Source organism: Vibrio sp. Isolate32 (assembly GCF_022397955.1).
In the GTDB taxonomy this organism is placed as follows: domain Bacteria; phylum Pseudomonadota; class Gammaproteobacteria; order Enterobacterales; family Vibrionaceae; genus Vibrio.
The window spans coordinates 95,999-119,967 of the sequence record NZ_JAKEUQ010000010.1 but is presented as its reverse complement, the minus strand read 5'-3'; the positions used below and the strand labels follow the sequence as shown (position 1 = coordinate 119,967).

The following is a 23,969-nucleotide window of genomic DNA, read 5'->3' as shown; positions in this document are numbered from 1 at the left end:
ATTCACCAAAACCCCACGGAATATAATGGGGATTAAAGATTGAGTTTTTCGGTGGTTCAAAAACAAAAATGCCCACCGAAGTGAGCATTTATTACTGTTCTACAGAGAACGTATTACGGAAGACTAGCTTCTATTGCAGACCAAGCTTCTTCTCAAGGTAGTGGATGTTTGCACCACCGTGTTGGAAGTTTTCGTCGTTCATAATAGCCAATTGAAGTTCTGTATTAACGTTAATACCTTCAACAATCATTTCACCCAATGCGTTCTTCATACGAGCGATAGCAACATCACGGTTCTCACCGTAAGTGATCAGCTTACCAATCATTGAATCGTAGTGTGGTGGCACTGTGTAACCCGTGTAGATGTGAGATTCCCAACGTACGCCCATACCGCCTGGTGCGTGGAAACGTTCAATCTTACCTGGAGAAGGTAGGAAACGAACAGGATCTTCAGCATTGATACGGCATTCGATTGAGTGGCCGCGCAGCTTAATATCATCCTGAGTGAATGATAGAGGCTGACCCGCTGCAATACGTAGCTGTTCTTTCACTAGGTCGATACCCGTTACCATTTCAGTAATCGTGTGTTCAACCTGGATACGAGTGTTCATTTCGATGAAGTAGAACTCACCGTTCTCGTATAGGAATTCAAATGTACCAGCACCGCGGTAACCAATCTCAATACATGCACGAGTACAGCGTTCGCCGATGTACTTACGCATTTCTTCAGTGATACCTGGAGCTGGCGCTTCTTCCACAACTTTCTGGTGACGACGCTGCATTGAACAGTCACGCTCACCTAGGTGGATAGCATTACCTTGGCCATCTGCAAGCACTTGTACTTCAATGTGACGTGGGTTTTCTAGGAATTTCTCCATGTAAACCATGTCGTTGTTGAAACATGCTTTTGCTTCAGCGCGAGTCATCGCGATAGCTTCTGTTAGTTCTGCTTCAGAACGAACAACACGCATACCACGACCGCCGCCGCCGCCAGATGCCTTGATGATTACTGGGAAGCCAATACGCTTAGCGTGCGCTTTGTTTTTCGCGTCGTCGTCATCAAGAGGACCGTCAGAACCTGGTACACAAGGTACGCCAGCTTTCTTCATTGACGTGATAGCTGACACTTTGTCACCCATCATGCGAATGGTTTCAGCTTTAGGGCCAACGAAGATAAAGCCGCTGCGTTCTACCTGTTCTGCAAAGTCTGCATTTTCAGATAGGAAGCCATAACCTGGGTGGACAGCTACTGCACCTGTAACTTCAGCTGCACTGATGATACGAGGGATGTTTAGGTAGCTATCGATACCACGAGCTGGACCGATACAAATGGTTTCGTCTGCAAGCAGTACGTGCTTAAGATCACGGTCAGCAGTTGAGTGAACTGCTACCGTTTTAATGCCAAGCTCTTTACATGCACGCAGAATACGTAGTGCAATCTCACCACGGTTCGCGATTACTAATTTATCTAACATAATGAGTGCTCTCTATTATTCGATAATTACTAGAGCTTGGTCGAATTCTACTGGTTGACCGTCTTCAACTAGAATAGCTGTTACAACACCAGATTTATCAGCTTCGATTTGGTTCATCATTTTCATTGCTTCAACGATACATAGAGTTTCGCCAGCAGTTACAGATTGACCCACTTTAACGAATGGTTTTGCGTCTGGGCTTGGAGCGCCGTAGAAAGTACCAACCATTGGAGAAAGAACTTGGTGACCAGCTGGAACTGCAGGAGCGGCTGCTTCTGCTGCTACAGGTGCCGCCGCAGGAGTTGCTGCCGCAGCTACAGGTGCTGGAGTTGCTGCATATTGAACAGGTGCTACAGGTGCAGTGCTGTTACGACTGATTCGTACTGACTCTTCACCTTCAGAGATCTCTAGCTCAGAAATACCAGACTCTTCAACCAATTCGATTAGCTTTTTGATTTTGCGAATATCCATTGTTTCTTTCTCTTTATCTGTTAATTGAACTTACTCTTTGACTGAGTAGGTTAGTAATAGTTCGTTGTTTATGTTTACTTTGAGTTGAGCTTGCTGAGCGCAGCGGTCAAAGCAAATTGATAACCTTGGGCACCTAAGCCACAAATCACACCTTCTGCTTTATCAGATAGGTAAGAGTGGTGACGGAATGGTTCACGCGCGTGAACATTCGATAGATGAACCTCAATAAATGGGATTGCAACGCCAAGTAGTGCATCACGCAGCGCCACACTGGTATGTGTAAAGGCTGCTGGGTTGATAATAATAAAATCAACATTTTGATAAGCACTATGGATCGCTTCAATCAGTTCATACTCGCGATTTGACTGTAAGTGAGATAGCTCAACATCGTGTGCTTTCGCTTGCTCGGTCAGTGAGCTAATAATCTGGTCAAGTGTTTGAGAACCGTAGTGTGCAGGCTCTCTAAGGCCTAACAGGTTAAGGTTTGGGCCATTTAAAACTAGAATGCGAAACTTTGTAGACATCGTGGGGCTATCTTCCTATATCGTGTTTACGAACGTGAATGTTGCCATTTTATTGAAAACTTGGGGTTAATTTCAGTGAGAAAAACCCAAATTTAAAAATTAGAACCAGATTATAGCTAATTCAGCGCAAATCGCAGCAATTTACTGGTCTAATCTCCTATTGATACCGCGTAGAATTGTTACCAACTTAACAAAAAAGCGCCATAACCTTTCTTTTACCATGGATATTTGAGATCAAGATCAGCCATAAAAAAACCGCCACATAGGTGACGGTTTAGTTAAGGTCTGTTTTAAACAGTAATTCAGGATGTGACTGGTTGCTTATGCCAGTTCGGCTTTCTCAGCAATCAGCTTATCAACCACGCTTGGGTCGGCTAGTGTTGAGGTATCACCTAGGTTACCTGTATCACCAGTAGCAATCTTACGCAGGATACGACGCATGATTTTACCCGAACGAGTTTTTGGCAGAGAGTCAGTCCAGTGAAGTACATCTGGTGTTGCGATAGGGCCGATCTCTTTACGTACCCAGTCTTTCACTTCTTTATGAAGCTCTGCGGTTGGGAATTCACCATCATTCAGCGTGATGTAAGCGTAAATTGCTTGGCCTTTAATATCATGAGGAATACCTACAATCGCAGCCTCTGCAATCTTATCGAACGCGACTAGAGCCGATTCAATCTCAGCAGTACCCATACGGTGACCAGAGACGTTAAGTACGTCATCAACACGGCCTGTAATCCAGTAGTAACCGTCTTCATCACGACGAGCACCATCACTGGTAAAGTACATGCCTTTAAAGGTAGAGAAGTAAGTCTGCTCAAAACGGTCATGATCGCCATGAACGGTACGCATTTGGCCAGGCCAAGAGTCAAGAATCACTAGGTTGCCGTCTGTTGCACCCTCAATGATGTTACCCATGTTATCAACCAGCGCTGGTTGGACACCGAAGAATGGACGAGTTGCAGATCCCGGTTTTAGATCGGTAGCGCCCGGTAGCGGTGCAATCAAGATGCCGCCCGTTTCTGTCTGCCACCATGTATCGACAATTGGAGACTGCTCATTACCGATTGTTTTGTAGTACCACTCCCACGCTTCAGGGTTGATAGGTTCACCCACTGAGCCCATGATTCTTAAGCTGTCACGAGAGGTGCCTTCAACGGCTTCGTTACCTTTCGCCATCAATGCACGAATAGCCGTTGGCGCAGTATAAAGAATATTAACTTGGTGCTTATCGACCACTTCACTCATGCGGCTTGTGTTCGGGTAATTCGGCACGCCTTCAAACAAAATGGTTTTTGCACCATTGGCTAGTGGCCCGTAAACAAGGTATGTGTGACCCGTGATCCAACCTACATCGGCTGTACACCAGAAGGTTTCGCCTTCTTGGTAATCGAATACGTATTTGAATGTCATCGCTGCATAAACAAGGTAACCACCTGTGGTGTGCATAACGCCTTTAGGTTTACCGGTTGAGCCTGAGGTATAAAGGATGAATAGTGGGTCTTCCGCGTTCATCTCTTCTGGTGGGCAATCTGCAGATACATTAGCAATAGCATCGTGCCACCACACATCGCGGTGTTCATGCCAAGCTACATCGCCACCAGTGCGTTTGAATACGACAACCTTCTCGATGTTCTTCACTTCAGGGTTAGTCAGCGCTTCATCAACGTTTTTCTTAAGTGGAACAGCACGGCCGCCACGCACGCCTTCATCGGCAGTGATAACAACTTTAGAGTTTGAATCGATAATACGGCCAGACAGAGCTTCTGGTGAGAAACCACCGAATACCACTGTGTGAACTGCGCCAATACGGGTACACGCCAGCATAGCAACAGCTGCTTCAGGTACCATAGGCATGTATAAACAAACCACATCACCTTTACGTACGCCTTGCTCTTTCAGAGCATTTGAAAACAGGCACACTTCTTTGTGTAGTTCATTAAAAGTTAGAGTTTTATCATCAGCCGGGTCATCGCCTTCCCAGATGATAGCGACTTCATCACCGCGTTCTGCAAGGTGGCGGTCGATACAGTTAGCCGAAACGTTAAGCGTGCCATCTTCAAACCAGCGAATATCAATGTGGCCAGGGTCGAAAGAGGTGTTTTTCACCTGCGTGAAAGGCTTGATCCAATCAACGATTTTTCCGTGTTCACCCCAAAAGCCTTCAGGGTCAGAAACAGATTGCTGGTACATGGCTAGGTAAGTGTCATTATCCGCGTGTGTGGTTGATTTAATATTTTCTTTTACCGGATAAACGTGGGCTTCACTCATTGCATCTCTCCTTGTGCCTACATTCCTAATGAACTGGCAACTTCCTTTGTGTTCGTTCAGTTTCTAGGTCTATTACAGAACCGTCTTTGTGTTATCACTCTCGGCTAGGACGGCGATTTCCACAATTAGACTTTAGGATGAGACGCCGCTCTTCACTTACAAAATAGCGAGTTAAGTTCATTTTTGAGATGTTGCTCTCTATGTCGAGATGCAGGGGTTGAATTAGGTGTATGAGGAGTTGAAACGGGGTAGATCACCATGTTTCAGACGAACAAAGATCAGCGCAGCAGAGATCGCGTCTTGTAATGCATCATGTTTATTGACCGGAATTGGTAAGTCGAGTTGGCGACAAATCGCATTCATACTGAGGTCGAAGTAGGCATTCGGCAATTGTCTTTCTAATTTATCTTGATAGAGCTGACTCACTTCGACTAATCGGTTAGGCAGCGGGAATCCGAGTTGTTTCAAACAGGCGCGGTCGAGAATTTTTTTGTCATAGCGTATGTGATAGCCGACTAAAGGACGATTACCAATAAAGTTAAGCAATTCAATTAGAGCCTGCTTCTCTTCGATGCCATGTTTTAAATCTTGATGGCGAATACGGTGAATTTTGATTGAATTGCAGTCGAGGGATTGAGGGGCTAGCAACCTAACTTCGAAGGGCTTGCTGGTGATGATGCGGTTGCCGATGATCTTGGTCGCGGCAATGGTGACTAATTCAGCCTGATTAGGGTTGAGGCTGGTGGTTTCACAATCGAGTGAGACATACTCTTGATGAATAGGTGCAGTAAACAGAGGCTGATAGGGAGAGCCTTTGAGCTTGTAATGCCAATAATAGCGAACCAGTCTATTCATCGGTAAAGCGCCTAATCTCTTATCTGATAGTGGTATCCAAGCCACTGTTTGAACTTCTTAACCACATGCAGGCTATGACGAAGCAGATCTCGGTCTGCTCGTTCCATCAGTTTGACGTCGATTTTGTTACTGCTGTGCTGTTGTGACAGGCGTTGTGCTAAGCGCCACTTGAAGAACTGCTTGAGTGCTTCACTGAGGTTGTCTGCGGTGCTTTGCTCCAACACTTTCTTGTTCACCAGTTGTTCAATGCGCTCGAAGGTATTATTTGCCGTCACGCCGTGTTCAAGGCTCAGTGCTCTTACACCGTGTACGATTGGGAAAATACCGCCTTGTTTGATGTCTAGCCCCGACTTGGACTGTTTCACGTTGCCAAACAGAGTGAGGGGCACTGAGAAGTTCAATGCAGGGCGGCAGAACTCGATCAGAATCAATTCCTGTCCGAGCATCAAATCACTCAAGTGCTGCTTAATGGGAAGTAACAGGTCTCTATTGCCCGCAACAGCATGTGCATCCGCCATGATGGCAATATCCATCACCGTATCTTGCGTCGCTTTTTTTACCCAACTGGTGAGAGTTTGTTTCCATTCTTGTTCAGAGTGAACCCACTTAGGGTTGTTGACCATTACGTTGCCAGGACACGGTGGATAACCTAACTGTTGCAACGTATGAGTGAGATCATTCATGGCGTTTTGGCATTGGTGCCACTCTAATCCGTCTTGAATGATCAACGCATTGTCTTGATCGGTTTTGAGTATCTGTTCTCCGCGTCCCTCTGAACCCAGCACGATGAGGCAGCAATGGTTGTGTAGTGCAGGGGGAATCACCAGTTCAAATGCCTTTTCAATAATCTGTTCATTGACGGCAGAAATCAGCTCCATGATGAAACGTGTGCGAATACCATTATTGAGCAGGCTTTCGACCAGTTGACGTTGCTTGTTGGAGGCCATTGCCAATTCTTCAACGCTGGAGGCACGAGCAATACGCAAAGTGAGAACGTGAGAGTGTGTGGAAAATGCACTGAGGATCTGTGTCATATCCACCATGCCGACTGCATTTTTACCATTACAAACCATCAATCTTTTCACTCGGTTTCTGGTCATGGTAATCATGGCGTTAAATAAGAAATCGCCTTGGTTCACGTGCATCACCGGGAAGGTTGCGATCTCACCGACAGGCGCATCCAGTGGGAAATTATCGAGCATCACCGCGTGCAATAAATTGGTCCGCGTGACGATTCCATACGGAAAGGAACATGATGATCCAAAAGCTCTTGGATCATCATGTTCCAAATGAACCAAGGCCGAGTCTAAGCCTTGCTCTTTAAGGGTTTGAGTCACTTGATTGATAGGTTGGTCGGGGTCAAGTATCAGTGGTGGGTGATAAATCGAATCATCGACTTTGGTCAGTATGAACTCGGCAAGATTCTGCTGTTGCTGAGCAGCTTCAATCAATGCTTTTCGGGTTGAGAGGTTGCTATCAAAGTAAGCGGCGAATTGGCCGTTGGCGTGGTATAGCTCAAGAAAAACGTCGCTTGGTAATAGGTAACTTAGTGTGTCTTCCAGCGCGATATATTGATGTTTTGTATGAGGCTCGAACTGGCTGCGCACATCGAAAATATCGTCATTTGCATAGTGCGCATAGATCTCTCCATCGCTGCTGGAACGCTCTTCAACAGCACCTTTAATCAGAATATGCAGGTGTCGACTCGGGCGGTCTGCTTCCAATATCACTTCATGTGCTCGGTAGTAAACCACGTCCAAAGCCGAGCGCAGCGTTAACTGTTCAGTTTCAGACAAGCTATCGAAGGGCGGGTGCTGCATATTAAATTTATCAGGCATAAGCAATGGCAAAAGAAATGGGAGTCTCTTTTCAGTCTGACAAATTACTAGCGAAGCTCCAGACGACTTTAGTCTAAGTGAGAGAGTGGCGACTTGGAGAGCTTAGATATCTTGCTGAAATGCGATATCTGAACTAATTGAATATGGGAATACTATCCCCGCAATAATTCCCTTTTTCATCTTTTGTGACCTAGGCATAATTGGCGCTTCCTTGTTCCGCACATTTTTATAGGTCGCCTATGTTTAAACCTTCCCCTTATGGCTGGATATCCCAGTATTTTCTCGGTTTCTTTTTTGCCTATGGCGTTTATCTGCCATTTTGGGCGTTATGGTTTGAAGACCAAGGTGTTTCTGCGGGGGACATTGGCGTATTGATTGGTGTGGGTTTTGCGACGCGTTGTGTGGCAAATTTATTAATAACACCTCGTATACACAAGGTTGAACACCTGATGCCAGCTCTGCGCTGGTTGAGTTTTGCGGCACTGCTATTTGTTGGCTTCCACTTTTTCACCGGCGGTAGCTTTGTACTGATGTTGTTGGCAACGGTACTTTTCAACCTTTGCTGTGGTCCTGTGATCCCGCTTTCAGATGCAATGGCAAACCATTACAGCCGACTTAATATGCTTGATTACGGACGTACGCGTCTTTGGGGATCAGTGGCATTTATTGCGGGCTCTACCGTAGTTGGTTATCTGGTGGCTGAATTCGGTACAGATATGATTCTATATACTGCGCTGGCAGGTGTGTTGGTTTCTCTGTTGTTTGCGATGAGAAACCCGAATGTGATGCCGGTGACAGAATCAGAGCAGGTGGCTGAAAGACCTAAACTTGGTCAACTGTTATGTGAATCATCGGTAGTTAAGTTTCTTGCATTGATGGCATTGCTTCAAGGAAGCCACGCCGCGTATTACAGCTTTAGTGCGATTTACTGGAAAGAAGCAGGTCACTCTGAGGCGATCATCGGTTATCTGTGGAGCTTAGCCGTGGTTGCTGAAGTGGCAGTATTTGCTCTGAGCAAGCGACTGTTTGCTGGGTTAGCGTTGCGTACTCTGTTTGTGATTGCCGCCATTGGGGTCATGGCTCGATGGGGTATTACTGCGTCAACGACTGCGATTCCAGTATTGATATTGGTTCAGTTGCTGCACGGGGTGACGTTTGCCATGGCACATATCGCTGCGATTCAATACATTCAGTCTCAAGAGTCGAACAAAATGGTGGCACTGCAAGCTCTGTACAATGCGATACCACTTGGCGCCTTTATCGCGTTAATGACGACCTTAAGTGGTTGGGGCTACGAATTGTGGGGCGCGAATATCTTCTGGGGAATGGCTGCGATGGGTGCAATTGCCCTGTTTATCAAGCTTGATGAAAGAAGCTCTGTGGTTGAAGTTAATCAACCTGAGTCAGAAGTTCATAGCTGATAACCAATCGTGATTATTAGAGTCTAAAGCACAGAATTTAAGCGATGCGATTGAGTTAATGACTCATCCTTAGTTAAATGAAACCTCTCCCTTATGGAGAGGTTTTTTTATGGATGAAGAAAGGGTTTTCAATGCAAGGATGGGTAGTAATTCCAGTCTCTTTAGCCTACTTGGGTGTGTTATTTCTGATCGCTTGGTATGGAGACAGGCAGGTTCGTTGGCTATCGCGTTGGCGACCGTGGATTTATAGCCTTTCTATTGCGGTGTATTGTACCTCGTGGACCTTCTATGGAACGGTGGGTCAGGCGAGTAATAACCCTTGGTCTTTCTTACCCATCTATCTTGCACCGATTCTGGTCTTCACTCTTGGGTGGCGGATCTTAGCGCGACTGATTCTGATAGCGAAACGGGAACACATTACTTCAATAGCTGATTTCATTGCGGCTCGATATGGCAAATCTCAAGGTTTAGCGGTAGCAGTGACGGTTATCGCTGTGATCGGCATTCTTCCTTACATCGCCTTACAGCTGCGTGGCATCACCATGGGGCTAGATATTGTCGCCCCGAGTTTGGCGCAAGATTTTGGTTACCAGGATTACCATGTTTCTTGGTTTGTGGTTGGTGCGCTAGCTATTTTCACCATGTTGTTTGGTACCAGGCACATAGATAACACGGAGCATCATCGTGGCATGATGATGGCGGTGGCGTTTGAGTCCATCGTTAAGTTAGCGGCATTTTTGATTGTTGGCTTGTTTATCATGTATTTGGCGATGAGCAGCGATAAGATTGACTTGCTCGACGTGGCGGCGAGCACTTACGAATCGCCGAATATTCCGACCTTAATTATCCATACCGTTTTGACCATGTTGGCGATTGTCTGCTTACCGCGTCAGTTCCATACCATGGTTGTTGAGAATGAGCGCCCTCAAGATCTGCACACCGCTCGTTGGTTATTTCCGCTTTATCTGATTTTGATGGGGCTGTTTGTTCTGCCGATTGCATGGGCGGGGCAAGGGCTGCTTCCAAGCATGCCTGCAGATACGTATGTGATTAGCCTGCCGATGGCTGAAGGCGCCAATCACATTGCCTTGCTTGCGTTCCTTGGCGGTACTTCAGCGGCAAGTGGCATGGTGATCGTATCGACCATCGCGTTGGCGATCATGGTGTCGAACGATCTAGTGATGCCACTATTGCTACGCCGTATGCGACTAACTCAAAGGACTCATCGCCATTTCTCTGGGTTGCTATTGGTGATTCGTCGCGGGCTTATTTTACTGCTTCTACTTGGTGCTTGGTTGTTCTATCAGGCGCTCGATACCATTCATTCCTTATCCGCCATCGGCTTCCTTTCGTTTGCTGCGATTGCTCAATTTGCACCGGCACTGATTGGTGGTTTGTACTGGCGCCCGGGCAACCGCAAGGGTGTTTATGTTGGTTTAATGGTTGGTTCGGTGATTTGGCTAATTACCCTGATGAGTCAAACCAGTATGTTGGCTGGTGACAGTGAAAGTAACCTATTGTTGTGGATCATCACGCCGCCAGAGCTGCTCAGTAGTTGGAATATCAGCAGTTCAAATTGGGGGATAGTGCTGAGTATTGTGCTCAATACTTTGTGTTATGCCGTGGTTTCTATTTCGACCAGACCAAGCCTAAGTGAGCGCTTACAATCGGCGGCATTCGTTGGTACGCCACTACCTGAAAATGAAAACATTAGCCTCTATCAAAACCGTGTGACAGTTGCGGAGCTAGAGATGTTGGCGTCGCGTTTTGTCGGTCGAAAGCGAGCGAAAAGCGCTATCCAAAGTTACTGGCAGCAGCAAGGTCAGCCACTGCTTCCTAATCAGCAAGCCCCTGCAAGCTTGATTCGACATGCTGAGCGCGTACTGGCGGGTGTGTTTGGTGCTTCATCTGCGAAGTTAGTACTTACTTCTGCTTTACAAGGCAGAAATATGCAGCTTGAAGAAGTCGCGACCATCGTTGATGAAGCCTCTGAGCTGTACGATTTCAGCCGTGGCCTACTGCAAGGGGCGATTGAGCACATTGGCCAAGGAATTGCGGTGGTGGACAAACAGATGAGGCTGGTGGCATGGAATCAGCGGTACTTAGAACTGTTTGAATTCCCAGCTGGCCTGATTCAAGTGGGTAGGCCTATCTCCGATGTGATTCGTCATAATGCGCAGCAAGGTTTGTGTGGTCCGGGTGACCCTGAAGATCACGTGCGTCGCCGTGTTTATCATTTGGAGCAGGGTACACGACACACCTCTTCTCGCATTCGTCCTGATGGTCGAGTGATTGAGGTGCAAGGTAACCCAATGCCAAGCGGCGGCTTTGTGATGAGCTTTACCGATATTACGGTATTTAGACAAGCAGAACAGGCGTTAAAAGACGCGAATGAAAGCTTGGAATCAAGAGTACACGAACGAACTCAAGAGCTTGAAAAGCTGAACCATCGCTTGGTTAAAGCAACGCAGATATCTGATCAAGAATCCCAATCTAAGAGTCGTTTCTTAGCGGCGGTGAGCCACGATTTGATGCAGCCATTGAATGCGGCTCGGCTGTTTGCTTCGTCCCTTTCGGAGGTAGCAAAAGAGCAAGAGGTGAAGCAGCTTTCGTCCCACATTGAAAGTGCATTGGGTGCGGCCGAGGACTTGATTGGCGACTTGCTGGATATCTCACGATTAGAGTCCGGCAAGCTGGAAACCAACATTCATGCCATTGCGGTGCACGATGTGCTTGCTAACTTGAATGCGGAATTTAGCGCCTTAGCGACGCAGCAAAAAATTGATTTCAAGATGATCCCATCATCTCTGTTTATTCAATCTGACCCTAAATTGCTGAGACGAGTGATTCAGAACTTTTTGACTAACGCCTTCCGCTATAACCCTGAAGGGAAAGTAGTGCTCGGAGCAAGACGACTCAACGGGCAGGTGCGAATCGATGTGTGGGATAACGGAACAGGTATTGATGAAGACAAGCAACAAGAGATCTTCGAAGAGTTCACTCGTGGTAGCCAAGTGCGTTCCGATCAAGGGTTAGGGCTTGGTCTCGCGATTTCGAAAGGTATTGCTCATGTGCTTGGTCATCAAATATCGATGCGTTCATGGCCGGGACGAGGCAGTGTCTTTTCTATTACCTTAGCAAGAGCGGAACAAGTGGCTCCGGTTGTGCAAGCTGCTGCGCCAGTGGCGAGCAGTGATATCGAGCACCTTAAAATCTTGTGTGTTGATAATGAACGAGAGATTTTAGTGGGTATGGAGAACCTGATAGGTCGCTGGGGCTGTGAGGTTAAGACCGCAGTTGATTTAGTTGAGAGTTTGAAGTGCCTGGATGGTGACTGGAAACCCGATGTGATCTTCTCTGATTACCGCCTCGATAATGGCAGAACAGGACTTGAGGTGTTGCAGCAGTGTCGTTTACGCCTTGGTGACTCTTTTGAGGGAGTCATCATCAGTGCCGATAGAACCGATGACATGTTGGCGGCGATAAAGGCCAACAGCTTTAGCTTTATTGCCAAGCCAGTGAAACCACTAAAACTCAGAGCAGTATTGAATCGCGTGAGTTAATTTAAGTCATTATTAGATCCTAAAAAGGCCTCTGATGAGGCCTTTTTCGATCCGGTAGACTTGTTATGAGTTACTGGCTTTAACCTGCGATACCACCTTGAGTGAGAGCGGTTGGGTCAAGCAGCTTGCTGAGTTCTTCTCGGCTTAGATCGGTTTCTCTTTCTGCAACATCAAGGATAGGAAAACCTTCTTTGTAGGCTTTCTTCGCAATATCAGCAGCTTTTAAGTAACCAATCACAGGATTAAGCGCCGTCACCAGAATTGGATTCTTTGAAAGTGCTAAATCAAGATTGTCTTGGCGCACTGTGAAAGTAGCGATGGCTTTATCTGCCAGCGCAACAGAGCTATTAGCTAAAAGCTCGATACTTTCTAATACGTTATGAGCAATGACTGGCAGCATCACATTAAGTTGGAAGTTGCCAGACTGGCCGGCTACCGTAATAGTAGTGTCATTCCCAATCACCTGCGCTGCCGCCATCGCTGCGGCTTCTGGAATCACAGGGTTCACTTTACCGGGCATAATAGATGAGCCTGGTTGTAGCGCCTGCAATTCAATTTCTCCTAAGCCAGCTAATGGGCCAGAGTTCATCCAGCGAAGATCGTTTGCGATCTTCATGATCGCAACTGCTGCAGTTTTGAGCTGACCCGAAAAGGCAACGATCGCGTCTTGACTGCTGAGGTTGAAAAAGAAGTTTTCACTCGAGTTAAAGCTGATCTTTGTCGACTGCGACAGGTTACTTGCAAACTTATCGGCAAAGCGAGGCTCAGCATTGATGCCTGTACCTACCGCCGTTCCACCTTGAGCAAGCGCTTTAATAGCGGGCAGGGTGCTTTCAATCGCTTGTTTAGCGTGTTCAATCTGGAACTTCCAGCCACCCAACTCTTGAGCAAAGGTAATCGGCATCGCATCCATTAGGTGAGTACGGCCGGTTTTCACGACCTCAGCAAGCTCTTGCTGTTTCACGCTCAGCGCTTCAGAGAGGTGACTTAGTGCTGGTAGCAGCTTGTTTTCCGCAGTGAGTGCGACACTGACTTGAATCGCGGTTGGCACCACATCGTTACTGCTTTGGCCCATATTGACGTGATCGTTTGGGTTCACGTCGCCTTGCAAACTTCTTGATGCGAGTGTCGCAATCACTTCGTTGGCGTTCATGTTAGAGCTAGTACCAGAGCCGGTTTGATAAACATCGATCGGGAATTGATCGAGATGTTTACCATCAATGATCTCTTGGCTCGCGTCAGCGATCGCATTGGCAATATCGCCTTCCAATAAGCCTAATTGAGCATTGGTGTCAGCAGCGGCTTGTTTAATTAATGCCAGTGCTTGAATAAAGCTGGTGGGCATTTTGTGGGAGCTAAACGCGAAGTTATCTGCGGCACGTTGAGTTTGTGCTTGATACAGCGCATCAGCAGGGACTTTTACTTCCCCCATGCTGTCTTTTTCAATTCGATATTGTAGGGTCATCTTCTATCCTTGTTAGCCAAGTGGGGCTTGGACTTGTTGTAGTGTCTGGCTGAGATTCAAAAAGCGCGCCTGGCCATGTGGTTGCTGGCAGTAGTGGCGTTTTAGATAAAATAGCGGTGAGTGAATTGAGTCTAGGCAGATATGACGAAAGGTAAAACTGCGCTCAGGTGACTCAATCGCTTCAATCAGATGGAAGAAAACTTGGCGCAGGTACAGCTCGCACAGCAAGATATTTTCTTGGGCGGCGTGTTTTTCGTAGTATGCGGCAAGCGTTTGTGCACACTCGATGTAGTCTCGAATGACAAACGGCTCGTGACCGTGAACTTGCTCTGAGGCGGTAAAGCGATCCTGCGCTTTGTAGAACCTCGAATAGAGAACCTGCTGCTCTTTCATCATCATTTTCATCTCTCTATTGGATGTTAATGATAATTATTATCAAACGAGGTTTTAAAAACAACCCTTTGTTTCTGTTTTTATAAAACGGTAGGCAAAAGAAAAAAGCCGATACATAACGTATCGGCTTTCTGAGATTCAGTACCTAATCCCTACAATGTAAGTACTGAGTCATTTTTTGCTAAACATCTCGGTTTAGTAGTCGCGTTTAGTGGTCGTGAGCTTCACCAGCACCCTTAGGGTAACGGATGTTTTCAACCATCTCTTGTACGTCTTGTGGTACTTCAGCAGTCACTTTGTTTACCGCAATTGATACTACGAAGTTTAGACACATACCTAGCGTACCGATGCCTTCTGGGCTGATACCAAACCACCAGTTTTCAGGTGTGCTTGCTGCTGGGTTAATGAACTTGAAGTAGATGATGTAGCTTGCTGTGAAGGCAATACCTGTCAACATACCTGCAATCGCACCTTCCTTGTTCATCTTCTTGTAGAAGATACCTAGGATAATTGCTGGGAAGAAGGATGCTGCGGCTAAGCCGAAGGCAAACGCTACTACCTGAGCTACGAAGCCTGGTGGGTTAATACCCAAGTAACCTGCACCTATAATCGCGACCATTGCTGCCAAACGAGCGGCTAGTAGCTCCTGCTTGTCGGTCATGTTTGGTCTGAAGCCTTTCTTCAACAAGTCATGCGAAATCGATGTTGAGATAACCAATAGTAGACCTGCGGCTGTTGATAGTGCGGCTGCTAGGCCACCGGCTGCCAATAGAGCTACAACCCAGTTTGGTAGTTTCGCTAGCTCTGGAGAAGCCAGTACGATGATGTCACGGTTGATCTTCATCTCGTTGCGTTCATCGCCCGAGTAGAACATCTTGCCATCGCCGTTCTTATCTTCCCAACCTACTAGGCCAGTGCTTTCCCAGTTTTTGTACCAGCTAGGTGCGTCTGCTGCTGCGACACCTTGCATGTCTGGGCCATTAATCGTTTCGATCATGTTTACACGAGCGAATGCTGCAACGCCTGGTGCTGTTGTGTATAGCAATGAGATGAACAGTAGTGCCCAACCCGCTGAGATACGCGCATCACGTACTTTAGGTACCGTGAAGAAACGGATGATTACGTGTGGAAGACCTGCAGTACCCACCATTAGAGCCGCACAGATGAAGAATACATCCACCATGCTCTTGTTACCTTCGGTATAGGCGGTAAATCCGAGTTCTTCGGTGAGTCCATCCAGTTTATCGAGTAGGTAAACGTCTGTGCCTGAAATCGTTGAACCCATACCAACTTGTGGAAGCGGGTTACCTGTCATCATGATTGACGTAAAGATTGCTGGAACAAGGAAGGCGAAAATGAGGACACAGAATTGAGCTACCTGCGTATAAGTGATGCCTTTCATGCCACCAAGTACTGCGTAGAAGAACACAATACCCATACCAATGATGATACCTAGGTTAATGTCGACCTCTAGGAAACGAGAGAATACTACGCCTACACCACGCATCTGGCCTGCAACGTATGTGAATGATACGAAGATTGCACAGAATACCGCTACCATACGCGCTGTTTTCGAGTAGTAACGTTCGCCGATAAAATCAGGAACCGTAAACTGACCGAACTTACGTAGGTAAGGTGCTAAACATAACGCAAGTAGTACATAACCACCTGTCCAACCCATTAGGTAAACCGCACCGTCGTAACCAACGAATGAGATGATACCTGCCATTGAGATGAATGACGCTGCTGACATCCAGTCAGCGGCTGTCGCCATACCGTTTGCTACTGGGTGTACACCACCACCCGCAACGTAGAATTCACTGGTAGACCCTGCGCGAGCCCAGATTGCGATGCCGATATACAGTGCGAAAGTGATACCGACGAGAATAAACGTCCAAGTTTGAATATCCATGTTCTAGCCTCTAGTCTTCCTGTACGTTGTATTTTTTGTCGAGCGCATTCATGCGGACAACGTAAATGAATATCAGCGCCACGAAGGTGTAGATCGAGCCTTGTTGAGCGAACCAAAAGCCGAGCTTGAACCCGCCAAACTGAACGGTGTTGAGGGCATCAACAAATAAGATGCCTGCGCCGTAAGACACTGCGAACCAGATCGCGAGCAGTGTTCCCATAATTCCCAAGTTTTCCTTCCAGTAGGCTTGAGCATGTTCCGTAGATTCGAACGCCATTGCCTTCTCCTTTATTCCGTTTCCGTAGAATGTTGCTGTGTTAACGTAATGTTACGATTTGAAATGTAGCAAGGATAAGTCAAGGGATCTGTGCAACTTTAGTCGGGACGGTATTAGCCCTAATCCACTGAAATATGGGAGTTAGGAGACAAAACCATATAAAAATGTGATGTTACAATGTTGTTAAATTAGCCAAAGGTCTAACAAAAAGGGATGAATTAGTGAGGGAGTAATAAAATTTAACAACTAAATGACAGAGAATCATTATTTAGTCCTGCATATGACACGAAGGGAAATATAAGTTTGTTATAGTAATTACGCTGCTTTTAGAGCCCTTTTCTTGCTTAATAGCAGAAATTCGACATGCTTTAATCACGAGTTTTATTCTTTGGGGGAACGAATTGGACGCAATAACTATTAATCACTTATTTTTAACTGGTGCCGTGCTTATCGCCATCAGTGTGCTTTTCTCACAAGTGTCCTCACGATTGGGCGTTCCGATTCTTTTGATCTTTTTGTTTGTTGGTATGTTGGCGGGCGAAGATGGCCCCGGCGGCATCAATTTTGACGACTATTCATTAACTTACTTGGTGAGTAACCTCGCGCTTGCCGTGATACTGCTTGATGGTGGTATGCGCACTAAGGTGGCGAGTTTTAAGGTCGCGTTTTGGCCCTCGCTGTCGTTAGCTACCATAGGTGTAGCTTGTACAGCTACTCTCACCGGCTTAATGGCGGCTTGGCTATTCGACTTATCACTGATGCAAGGCATTCTAGTGGGCGCGATTGTGGGCTCGACCGATGCCGCTGCGGTATTTTCTCTGCTCAAAGGACAAAGCCTCAACGAGCGTGTTGGTTCAACCCTAGAGATTGAGTCCGGTACTAATGATCCTATGGCGGTCTTCCTAACGGTGACCTTAATCGCGCTGCTTGGCACCCCTGATGCCGAGATGGGGATGAACTTCCTACTGAAAAGCTTCGCGATGCAATTTGGTATCGGTACCCTTATCGGGCTTGGTGGCGGTTGGGTTCTGTGGAGTCTAATTAACCGAGTGCAGCTGGCTGATGGCCTTTACTCGATTCTGGTACTGAGTGGCGGTGTGGCTCTGTTTGCTTTCTCTAACATGCTTGGCGGCAGTGGTATCTTATCGATTTATCTAGTGGGTTTGTTTATTGGTAACCGTCCAACACGCTCTCGACACTCGATTCTCAATGTTCTTGATGGAATGACCTGGCTAAGCCAGATTGTGATGTTCTTGGTTCTCGGCCTCTTGGTAACACCATCGACATTGATGGAGATTGCACTCCCTGCCTTGGCACTGGCTTTCGGTATGATTCTGTTTGCTCGTCCGTTGTCGGTTTGGTTAGGTTTGCTGCCGTTTCGACGTTTTACTACCAAGGAGCGCTGGTTTGTTTCTTGGGTGGGTTTACGTGGTGCGGTACCAATCATTTTGGCGGTATTCCCGATGATGGCAGGTCTGCCTAATGCTCAGCTGTATTTCAATATCGCCTTCTTCGTGGTTATGGTCTCGCTGATAGTTCAAGGTGGCAGCTTGATGAAGGTTGCGAGGCTGGCTCAAGTCACCTTGCCACCAACGCCGACACCTATTTCACGTACTGGTATCGAGATCTACCCGACCAGCGAGTGGGAGATGTTTGTCTACAAGCTGAAAGAAGAGAAGTGGTGTGTCGGTGAGCCGCTCAAGCGCTTGTCAATGCCAGAAGGCACACGTATTACCGCACTGTTTCGACAGGACGCTTTACTTCACCCATCGGGTAGCACTGTGTTAGAAGCGAACGATATTCTTTGTGTGCTTGGCCAAGACAAAGACCTAGACAGTTTAAGTGAGCTGTTCAGTGAGGCGCCGGAAGCTGAAGAGGCTGCACGATTCTTTGGTGATTTCTTCCTTGAGGTTAGTTTGTCGATTGCTGCGGTGAGTGACTGTTATGGCATTGAGCTTGGTTCTGAAGAAGAGCGTGACATGACGCTAAAAGAGTTGGCTGAACACGAACTTGGTCCTCATCCAGTATTGGGTGATAGTTTCGAGTGGCATGACATCAATTGGGTGGTTGCAGAGATAGAAGATCATAAAGTCGTCAAGTTGGGTTTATGTTTGCCTAAGACGACTTTAGAAGAGGATATCAGCGGCGCTTAATTGTGGACTTCTTGCAGTAAGATAACCGCTTGAGTTCGGTTTTTTACGTCCAGTTTTCGGAAGATGGCTGTCATGTGCGCCTTGATGGTCGCTTCCGAAACATTCAATTCGTAGGCGATTTGCTTGTTCAGCAGGCCGTCGGAAAGCATCCCTAGCACCTTGTATTGTTGCGGCGTCAGTGTTGCAATTTTTTCTGCAAGGTCGCTACAAGCCGCATTGTTAGTGATCAACCCTTCAGGGAAGAAAGGGTCGCCATTCAGCACTTGATTCAGTGCACTCACCAATTCACGCATGTCACTCGACTTTGGAATAAAGCCAAACGCACCATGGCTTTTCACTTGAGTGACCACGCTAGCGTCTTCACTTGCCGAGATCACGACAATCGGTAGATCCGGGTATTCCGCACGAAGTTGAATCAGACCAGACATTCCATTGGCTCCCGGCATTTTTAGGTCGAGAAGCAGTAGGTCGGGTTCATCTTCTTTTTTAAGCAGGGTCAGTAACGCGTCGAGAGAGTCGGCCTCAAGTAGGTTCGCACCGCTGATCGCCATATGAACCGACTGAAATAGGGCGTTGCGGAAGAGAGGGTGGTCATCAGCAATGATGATGGTGTAGGTCGAGTCCATGACGTCCATACTTTTAACAATTTAGTTAATATTTATTATCATCCTGATTGAGTATGTGGACAATATCTATGCATTAAAAGTCTGAACCATATCGACTTTTATCCGCTTTAAAAGAAAGCGTTTCTTGCTATAACAAAAAAGCCGCACTGCTATCTCGTTATGAGGGGCGGTGCGGCTTTGTCTGGCGCTATATTTAGACTAATGTTGCCGTTATAGCTGGTGGTCTTGCATGTGTTTTAAGAATACATCGGCAGGCATAAAACCAGTCACACGAGCATTTGGAACATGGTTACCCTCGCTATCCCAGAACTCAATGGTTGGTAAGCCAAGTACCTGCAGTTGCTTCAGCAATTCAATGTCTTGGGGCATGTTTCGCGTCACGTCTGCTTGAAGTAACACGAAGTCAGACAGCTTGTTCTCGACGTCTGCTTGATGGAAGGTGTACTTCTCAAACTCCTTACAAGCTACACACCAGTCGGCGTAGAAATCGAGCATTACCGGTTTACCCAGTTTCTTCGCTTCAATGAGCTGTATTTCAAGCTCTTCAACGGTATTGATGCGTGCAAACTGGATCTGTTGTTCCACAACAACGCTTTTTTCCGAAAACCAGTAATTCAGTGCTGGTTGAGCAGAAGCAAACAGACCAAGCATCGCGATAATACCTACTGCACTTTGCTTCCAACCACCAAATGGTAGTGCGTTCTTGCTGTGATACAACCAACCGAAGGCGATGAACCCAAGGGCAGACCAAAGCACGGTTGCCCACAGCTCTGGGATGATGCGCTCTAGCAGGAGGATTGGTGCTGCCAACAAGATAAAGCCGAATACGACCTTAACTTTATCCATCCAGCTGCCTGCTTTTGGCAGTAGCTTATTGCCGAATACCGCCACCAAGATTAGTGGAATGCCCATACCCATAGCTAACGCGTACAGAGCTATCGCACCCGTTAATAGGTCGCCACTTTGAGCAACATACAGCAGCGCACCTGAGAGTGGCGCTGTAGTACAAGGTGAACATACCAAACCAGAGATCGCACCCATCGCGAACACACCCAAGGTATTACCGCCTTGCTGTTTGTTGCTTTGGTTGTTGAGCCAGGTTTGGACACTGCTCGGCAGTTGTAGGTTATACACGCCAAACATCGACATCGCTAACGCTACGAATAGAACGCTCAACGCAATCAACACGTAAGGGTGCTGCATCGCAGCTTGGAATTGCATACCTGCAGACGCAACCACTAACCCTAATAGTGTGTAAGTTAGCGCCATACCCTGCACGTAGATGAAGGACAACATCAGCGCACGACCTTGGCTGAGCTTGCCACCACCTAACACAATGCCCGTTAGGATTGGATACATAGGCAGAACACACGGTGTGAAGGCTAAGCCAACACCGAGCGCCAAGAACAGTAATGGGGTCCACCAACTGTCACCGAGTTTATCGGCTAGGCTCGCTTCTTTTGAAACGGGTGCGCTTGATTGTGGTGTCGTGTTATTTGTCACATCTGCTTTTGGAGAAGCAACTTGTGGAGAAATGTTCGTTTGGTTACTGGTAGTGTCGCTTGAACCCATTGCTTCAAACGGTGCAATGTCAATGACACGAGTTTCTGGAGGGTAGCAGAAGCCAGCCTCTGCACAGCCTTGATACTTAACGATCAACTGTGAGCCATCTTGGTAACTTTGCAGGGGAACTTGCACGAATAGCGGCTGAGTGTAAACACTTACCTCACCAAAGAATTCATCTTGGTGTGGCTTACCATCTTCTAACTCAACATTGCCGATAGCGAGATTTTGGCCGCTAAAAGAGAGGCTATGTTGATAGAGGTAGTAGCCTTCTTTTACCTGCCAGTCGAGAAGCACCTTGCCATCTTGCTGGTAGTAATTGAAAGGGAAAGCTTGGTCTACAGGAACAAAACCGTTGTTATTGCCTCCGAAGCTAGGCTCGGCGTTGTCATTTCCAAAAAGCGCCCACGCAGGCTGGGTGAATAGGGAAATACAAACAAAAAGTAATGTGGCAAGTCGTCGCATACTATTTAGTCATTTAATGGAGTTATGGGTATCTTAACTCAATCAGACCGTAATAGTTTGCTATTAGTTTCATTGGTTAGCAAATATCCCTTAGGGCGGGAAATCCACTTTCTTGGGTAATCGGGAGAGGGTCAGCCTTGCAGCAGGCATAGGGGGCCCTTGCCAGTAACACATTTAAGCGACACCTAGGCGTGCTTTTACCACTTGCTCGCAAGCATCAATATTGGTTGTGTCTTTTGGAATAATTAACACGGTGTCGTTGCCGCCAACAGTACCGATAATCTCAGTATGTGGGTCGATATCTACTAATCTTGCAACTAACTGCGCACAACCTGGGTGGGTTTTAACTATCACCATTGCTTGGTTATGAGTGATTAATTCGATTTGCGAAGAGATGGACGCATCGACACGTACAGGCGCGCTTTCAACCGTAATACAGTAGACTTTTTTACCACAGGCATTCTGGATTTTGACTACGCCGAGCTGTGACAAAATACGAGATACCGTCGATTGGCTAATACCGGTATAGCCGATCTCGACCAGCTTTTCGCGCAGCTGGTTTTGGGTTGAGAAGCTTTGTTGTTGTAGTAAGCGTTTGCACGCTGCAGTCAGTGTTTTATCTTCAGCTGAATACAAGCAACCGTGCTCAGTGATCGGGTTCATGAACAACTCCTTAAGGTCAACAGTGATACCGCTTGTCCATAGCGTCGTGCGCACTCCCAAAGCCGTAGAGTACGATTTGTTAATTAGGGCTTACCGACGAATCCTGAAGTAAAGAAGGGCGGGTATGCGAGATGTATGATCATCTATGCATCCAGTCTACCACTAAAGGATAGTTATCTTTTTGAAGGTGATCACCAAACAAAATTCTGTTTATTTGCTTGTATTTTGGTGCTTTATTCTTGAGGTGAGTGGATATTTATTCCGCATTGGGAATAAATATCCATGTGCTTGGAATGGTTTTGACCTAGGCACTAATGAAGATAAGGGTTAGCGAATCTCACTCATGATCTCGCGAGAGAATACTTTTTCACAGTAATGGCATTTTAGCTGCACATTTTCCTGTTTTAGCTGAACTTTAAAGCTACTTTCAACGGGTTCACCGTGTGAAATACAGTTGCTATTTGGGCATGAGAATACGCTGTTGATTTGCTCTGGCAGTACAAGCGTCAGTTTGTTTACGACCTTGTACTCTTCAATCTGATTGACCGTTGCTTGTGGTGCATACAGAGCCAATTGGTTCGCCTGCTCTTTGGTTAGAAAGATGTTCTCAATCTTGATCAGATCTTTGTGCCCCAAGGCAGATGATGGCAGATTTAATCCCATGGTGATGCGCTGTTCGGTTTTGTGCATCTTGAACAGTTTAAGGATTTTGATACCAAGGTGAGCAGGGATGTGGTCAATGACGCTGCCGTTACGGATCGCTTCTACTTGTAGCTGAGTTTGTTTAACCATGACTTTGTCTCCTGCTTATAAAGTGTCGTTTAGAACTAGAGCTAATAGGGCTTCGCGAGCGTATACACCATTTTCAGCTTGCTCGAAGTAGTAAGCGTGTGGTGTTTTATCAACGTCGGTGGTGATCTCGTCAACGCGTGGCAGTGGGTGAAGCACTTTCATGTTTTGGCGGGCGTCTTTCAATGTGTCGGCGGTGAGGATGTAAGCCGATTTCATGTGTGCGTATTCTGATGCATCAAAGCGCTCTTTCTGTACGCGAGTCATGTATAGCACATCCAGTTCCGGTACCACTTCTTCAATGCTGCTGTGTGTGCTGTATTGAATGCCCATCTCTTCCAGTTCTTCACAGATGTAATCCGGCATCGCTAATACTTCAGGTGCGATAAAGAAGAAACGCACGTTATTGAATTTTGATAGTGCTTGCGTCAGTGAGTGCACGGTGCGGCCATATTTTAGGTCGCCGACGAACGCCACATTGAGGTTGTCGAGAGTGCCTTGTGTTTCGTAAATCGAGAACAGGTCTAGCAGGGTTTGAGTTGGGTGTTGGTTCGCGCCATCACCGCCGTTCACCACTGGCACACCGTTAGAGAACTCAGACGCCAAGCGCGCAGCCCCTTCTTGTGGGTGACGCATCACAAAGGCATCAACGTACGATGAAATCACTTGAACTGAATCGGCAAGTGTTTCGCCTTTCTTAGCCAGTGATGTGTTACCGCCATTATCAAAACCGATGACTGTGCCACCAAGGCGTTGAACTGCGGTTTCGAATGAGAGGCGAGTTCGAGTTGAAGGCTCAAAGAAGCAGCTCGCAACGACTTTATTTTTCAGCAACTCTGGATTTGGTTCAGCCTTGAGCCTTGCTGCGGTATCGACGATAAGCTCCAGTTCATCACGAGAGAGCTCAGGAATGGAGATGATGTGCTTGTTAAATAACGAATGCGCCATAACGGGTCTTCCTTCTATGCATACAGTCAAATTGCGGACAAAAAAAAGCCCCCTAAAAATAGGAGGCTTCGAAACGATCAATAGAACAAAATAAAAATGACACCAACGCCACTCTCTGGCGTGTAGTTTGACAATCATGTGCGACAAAACTGCGGTTCATTTTTTGCTCTCTTTAGACAAATTGCGGAGGATTATACTCAGATAAAAACAGCGCGCAATAGTTTATGTAAAGTATTCATTTTATGGATATTTATGCCAAATTAGCCCGTGTTTTTACTTCTTTTTAAGCCTTTGTTGA

Annotated in this window: 18 protein-coding genes; 3 read left to right on the top strand and 15 right to left on the bottom strand. The window is 46.7% G+C overall.

The window, feature by feature from the left end:
• Positions 1–130 precede the first annotated feature (130 nt).
• The 6 genes from accC to L1D11_RS10355 form a co-directional block, all read right to left on the bottom strand.
• A complete protein-coding gene (accC, locus tag L1D11_RS10380; RefSeq protein ID WP_239831709.1) occupies positions 131–1,474 on the bottom strand; it encodes an acetyl-CoA carboxylase biotin carboxylase subunit in 1,344 nt (447 codons plus the stop codon).
• Between the two features lie 15 nt (positions 1,475–1,489).
• Positions 1,490–1,945 (bottom strand): acetyl-CoA carboxylase biotin carboxyl carrier protein, encoded by a 456-nt coding sequence (accB, locus tag L1D11_RS10375; protein ID WP_239831708.1) that lies wholly within the window; start codon positions 1,943–1,945, stop codon positions 1,490–1,492.
• A gap of 74 nt (positions 1,946–2,019) precedes the next feature.
• Positions 2,020–2,469: a type II 3-dehydroquinate dehydratase gene (aroQ, locus tag L1D11_RS10370; protein ID WP_010435475.1), complete on the bottom strand. Its 450-nt coding sequence runs from the start codon at positions 2,467–2,469 to the stop codon at positions 2,020–2,022.
• 321 nt (positions 2,470–2,790) lie between these two features.
• A complete protein-coding gene (gene acs, locus L1D11_RS10365) occupies positions 2,791–4,740 on the bottom strand; it encodes an acetate--CoA ligase (RefSeq protein WP_009844693.1) in 1,950 nt (649 codons plus the stop codon).
• A gap of 222 nt (positions 4,741–4,962) precedes the next feature.
• Entirely contained in the window at positions 4,963–5,595 is a 633-nt protein-coding gene (locus L1D11_RS10360; RefSeq protein WP_239831707.1) for a 3'-5' exonuclease, read from the bottom strand.
• A gap of 11 nt (positions 5,596–5,606) precedes the next feature.
• Positions 5,607–7,439: a DUF294 nucleotidyltransferase-like domain-containing protein gene (locus L1D11_RS10355; protein ID WP_239862397.1), complete on the bottom strand. Its 1,833-nt coding sequence runs from the start codon at positions 7,437–7,439 to the stop codon at positions 5,607–5,609.
• Between the two features lie 233 nt (positions 7,440–7,672).
• On the opposite strand from L1D11_RS10355, the gene L1D11_RS10350 reads away from it, so the two are divergent.
• Both L1D11_RS10350 and L1D11_RS10345 read left to right on the top strand, forming a co-directional pair.
• Positions 7,673–8,854, top strand: coding sequence for a 3-phenylpropionate MFS transporter (locus L1D11_RS10350; protein ID WP_239831706.1), 1,182 nt, complete (start codon positions 7,673–7,675; stop codon positions 8,852–8,854).
• Positions 8,855–8,985: 131 nt separating this feature from the next.
• On the top strand, positions 8,986–12,417 hold the full coding sequence (locus L1D11_RS10345) for a PAS domain-containing hybrid sensor histidine kinase/response regulator (RefSeq protein ID WP_239862393.1): 3,432 nt from the start codon (positions 8,986–8,988) through the stop codon (positions 12,415–12,417).
• Positions 12,418–12,496: 79 nt separating this feature from the next.
• Here the strand turns inward: L1D11_RS10345 and L1D11_RS10340 are convergent, their stop codons facing one another.
• From L1D11_RS10340 to L1D11_RS10325, 4 genes are all read right to left on the bottom strand, one after another.
• A complete protein-coding gene (locus L1D11_RS10340) occupies positions 12,497–13,882 on the bottom strand; it encodes a class II fumarate hydratase (protein ID WP_239862391.1) in 1,386 nt (461 codons plus the stop codon).
• A 12-nt stretch (positions 13,883–13,894) separates the two neighbouring features.
• Positions 13,895–14,281 carry a hypothetical protein gene (locus L1D11_RS10335; RefSeq protein WP_239831703.1) on the bottom strand — a complete coding sequence of 129 codons (387 nt, stop codon included), beginning with the start codon at positions 14,279–14,281 and terminating at the stop codon, positions 13,895–13,897.
• Between the two features lie 202 nt (positions 14,282–14,483).
• Positions 14,484–16,187 (bottom strand): sodium:solute symporter family protein, encoded by a 1,704-nt coding sequence (locus L1D11_RS10330; RefSeq protein ID WP_239831702.1) that lies wholly within the window; start codon positions 16,185–16,187, stop codon positions 14,484–14,486.
• Positions 16,188–16,197: 10 nt separating this feature from the next.
• The gene (locus tag L1D11_RS10325) at positions 16,198–16,464 is read right to left on the bottom strand and encodes a DUF4212 domain-containing protein (RefSeq protein WP_008219570.1); all 267 of its coding nucleotides are present in this window, start codon (positions 16,462–16,464) and stop codon (positions 16,198–16,200) included.
• Positions 16,465–16,865: 401 nt separating this feature from the next.
• On the opposite strand from L1D11_RS10325, the gene L1D11_RS10320 reads away from it, so the two are divergent.
• Positions 16,866–18,617, top strand: coding sequence for a potassium/proton antiporter (locus L1D11_RS10320; RefSeq protein ID WP_239831701.1), 1,752 nt, complete (start codon positions 16,866–16,868; stop codon positions 18,615–18,617).
• Here the strand turns inward: L1D11_RS10320 and L1D11_RS10315 are convergent.
• The 5 genes from L1D11_RS10315 to pyrB all read right to left on the bottom strand — a co-directional run bounded on the left by L1D11_RS10315 (position 18,614) and on the right by pyrB (position 23,671).
• Positions 18,614–19,243, bottom strand: a complete 630-nt coding sequence (locus L1D11_RS10315) for a response regulator transcription factor (protein ID WP_076655813.1) — start codon at positions 19,241–19,243, stop codon at positions 18,614–18,616. The two genes, L1D11_RS10320 and L1D11_RS10315, sit on opposite strands and share 4 nt — an antisense overlap.
• Positions 19,244–19,453: 210 nt before the next feature.
• Positions 19,454–21,271 (bottom strand): protein-disulfide reductase DsbD, encoded by a 1,818-nt coding sequence (locus tag L1D11_RS10310; protein ID WP_239831700.1) that lies wholly within the window; start codon positions 21,269–21,271, stop codon positions 19,454–19,456.
• Between the two features lie 174 nt (positions 21,272–21,445).
• Entirely contained in the window at positions 21,446–21,934 is a 489-nt protein-coding gene (locus L1D11_RS10305) for an arginine repressor (protein WP_004737108.1), read from the bottom strand.
• 327 nt (positions 21,935–22,261) lie between these two features.
• Complete coding sequence (gene pyrI / locus L1D11_RS10300) at positions 22,262–22,726, bottom strand: aspartate carbamoyltransferase regulatory subunit (protein ID WP_004737110.1); 465 nt, start codon at positions 22,724–22,726, stop codon at positions 22,262–22,264.
• Between the two features lie 15 nt (positions 22,727–22,741).
• Entirely contained in the window at positions 22,742–23,671 is a 930-nt protein-coding gene (pyrB, locus tag L1D11_RS10295; RefSeq protein WP_004737111.1) for an aspartate carbamoyltransferase, read from the bottom strand.
• Positions 23,672–23,969: the final 298 nt, after the last annotated feature.

Bases quoted from the DNA above. Each gene is read 5' to 3' on its own strand.
- accC (WP_239831709.1), bottom strand. From the start codon at position 1,474: ATGTTAGATAAATTAGTAATCGCGAACCGTGGTGAGATTGCACTACGT.
- accB (WP_239831708.1), bottom strand. From the start codon at position 1,945: ATGGATATTCGCAAAATCAAAAAGCTAATCGAATTGGTTGAAGAGTCT.
- aroQ (WP_010435475.1), bottom strand. From the start codon at position 2,469: ATGTCTACAAAGTTTCGCATTCTAGTTTTAAATGGCCCAAACCTTAAC.
- acs (WP_009844693.1), bottom strand. From the start codon at position 4,740: ATGAGTGAAGCCCACGTTTATCCGGTAAAAGAAAATATTAAATCAACC.
- L1D11_RS10360 (WP_239831707.1), bottom strand. From the start codon at position 5,595: ATGAATAGACTGGTTCGCTATTATTGGCATTACAAGCTCAAAGGCTCT.
- L1D11_RS10350 (WP_239831706.1), top strand. From the start codon at position 7,673: ATGTTTAAACCTTCCCCTTATGGCTGGATATCCCAGTATTTTCTCGGT.
- L1D11_RS10345 (WP_239862393.1), top strand. From the start codon at position 8,986: ATGCAAGGATGGGTAGTAATTCCAGTCTCTTTAGCCTACTTGGGTGTG.
- L1D11_RS10340 (WP_239862391.1), bottom strand. From the start codon at position 13,882: ATGACCCTACAATATCGAATTGAAAAAGACAGCATGGGGGAAGTAAAA.
- L1D11_RS10335 (WP_239831703.1), bottom strand. From the start codon at position 14,281: ATGATGATGAAAGAGCAGCAGGTTCTCTATTCGAGGTTCTACAAAGCG.
- L1D11_RS10330 (WP_239831702.1), bottom strand. From the start codon at position 16,187: ATGGATATTCAAACTTGGACGTTTATTCTCGTCGGTATCACTTTCGCA.
- L1D11_RS10325 (WP_008219570.1), bottom strand. From the start codon at position 16,464: ATGGCGTTCGAATCTACGGAACATGCTCAAGCCTACTGGAAGGAAAAC.
- L1D11_RS10315 (WP_076655813.1), bottom strand. From the start codon at position 19,243: ATGGACTCGACCTACACCATCATCATTGCTGATGACCACCCTCTCTTC.
- L1D11_RS10310 (WP_239831700.1), bottom strand. From the start codon at position 21,271: ATGCGACGACTTGCCACATTACTTTTTGTTTGTATTTCCCTATTCACC.
- L1D11_RS10305 (WP_004737108.1), bottom strand. From the start codon at position 21,934: ATGAACCCGATCACTGAGCACGGTTGCTTGTATTCAGCTGAAGATAAA.
- pyrI (WP_004737110.1), bottom strand. From the start codon at position 22,726: ATGGTTAAACAAACTCAGCTACAAGTAGAAGCGATCCGTAACGGCAGC.
- pyrB (WP_004737111.1), bottom strand. From the start codon at position 23,671: ATGGCGCATTCGTTATTTAACAAGCACATCATCTCCATTCCTGAGCTC.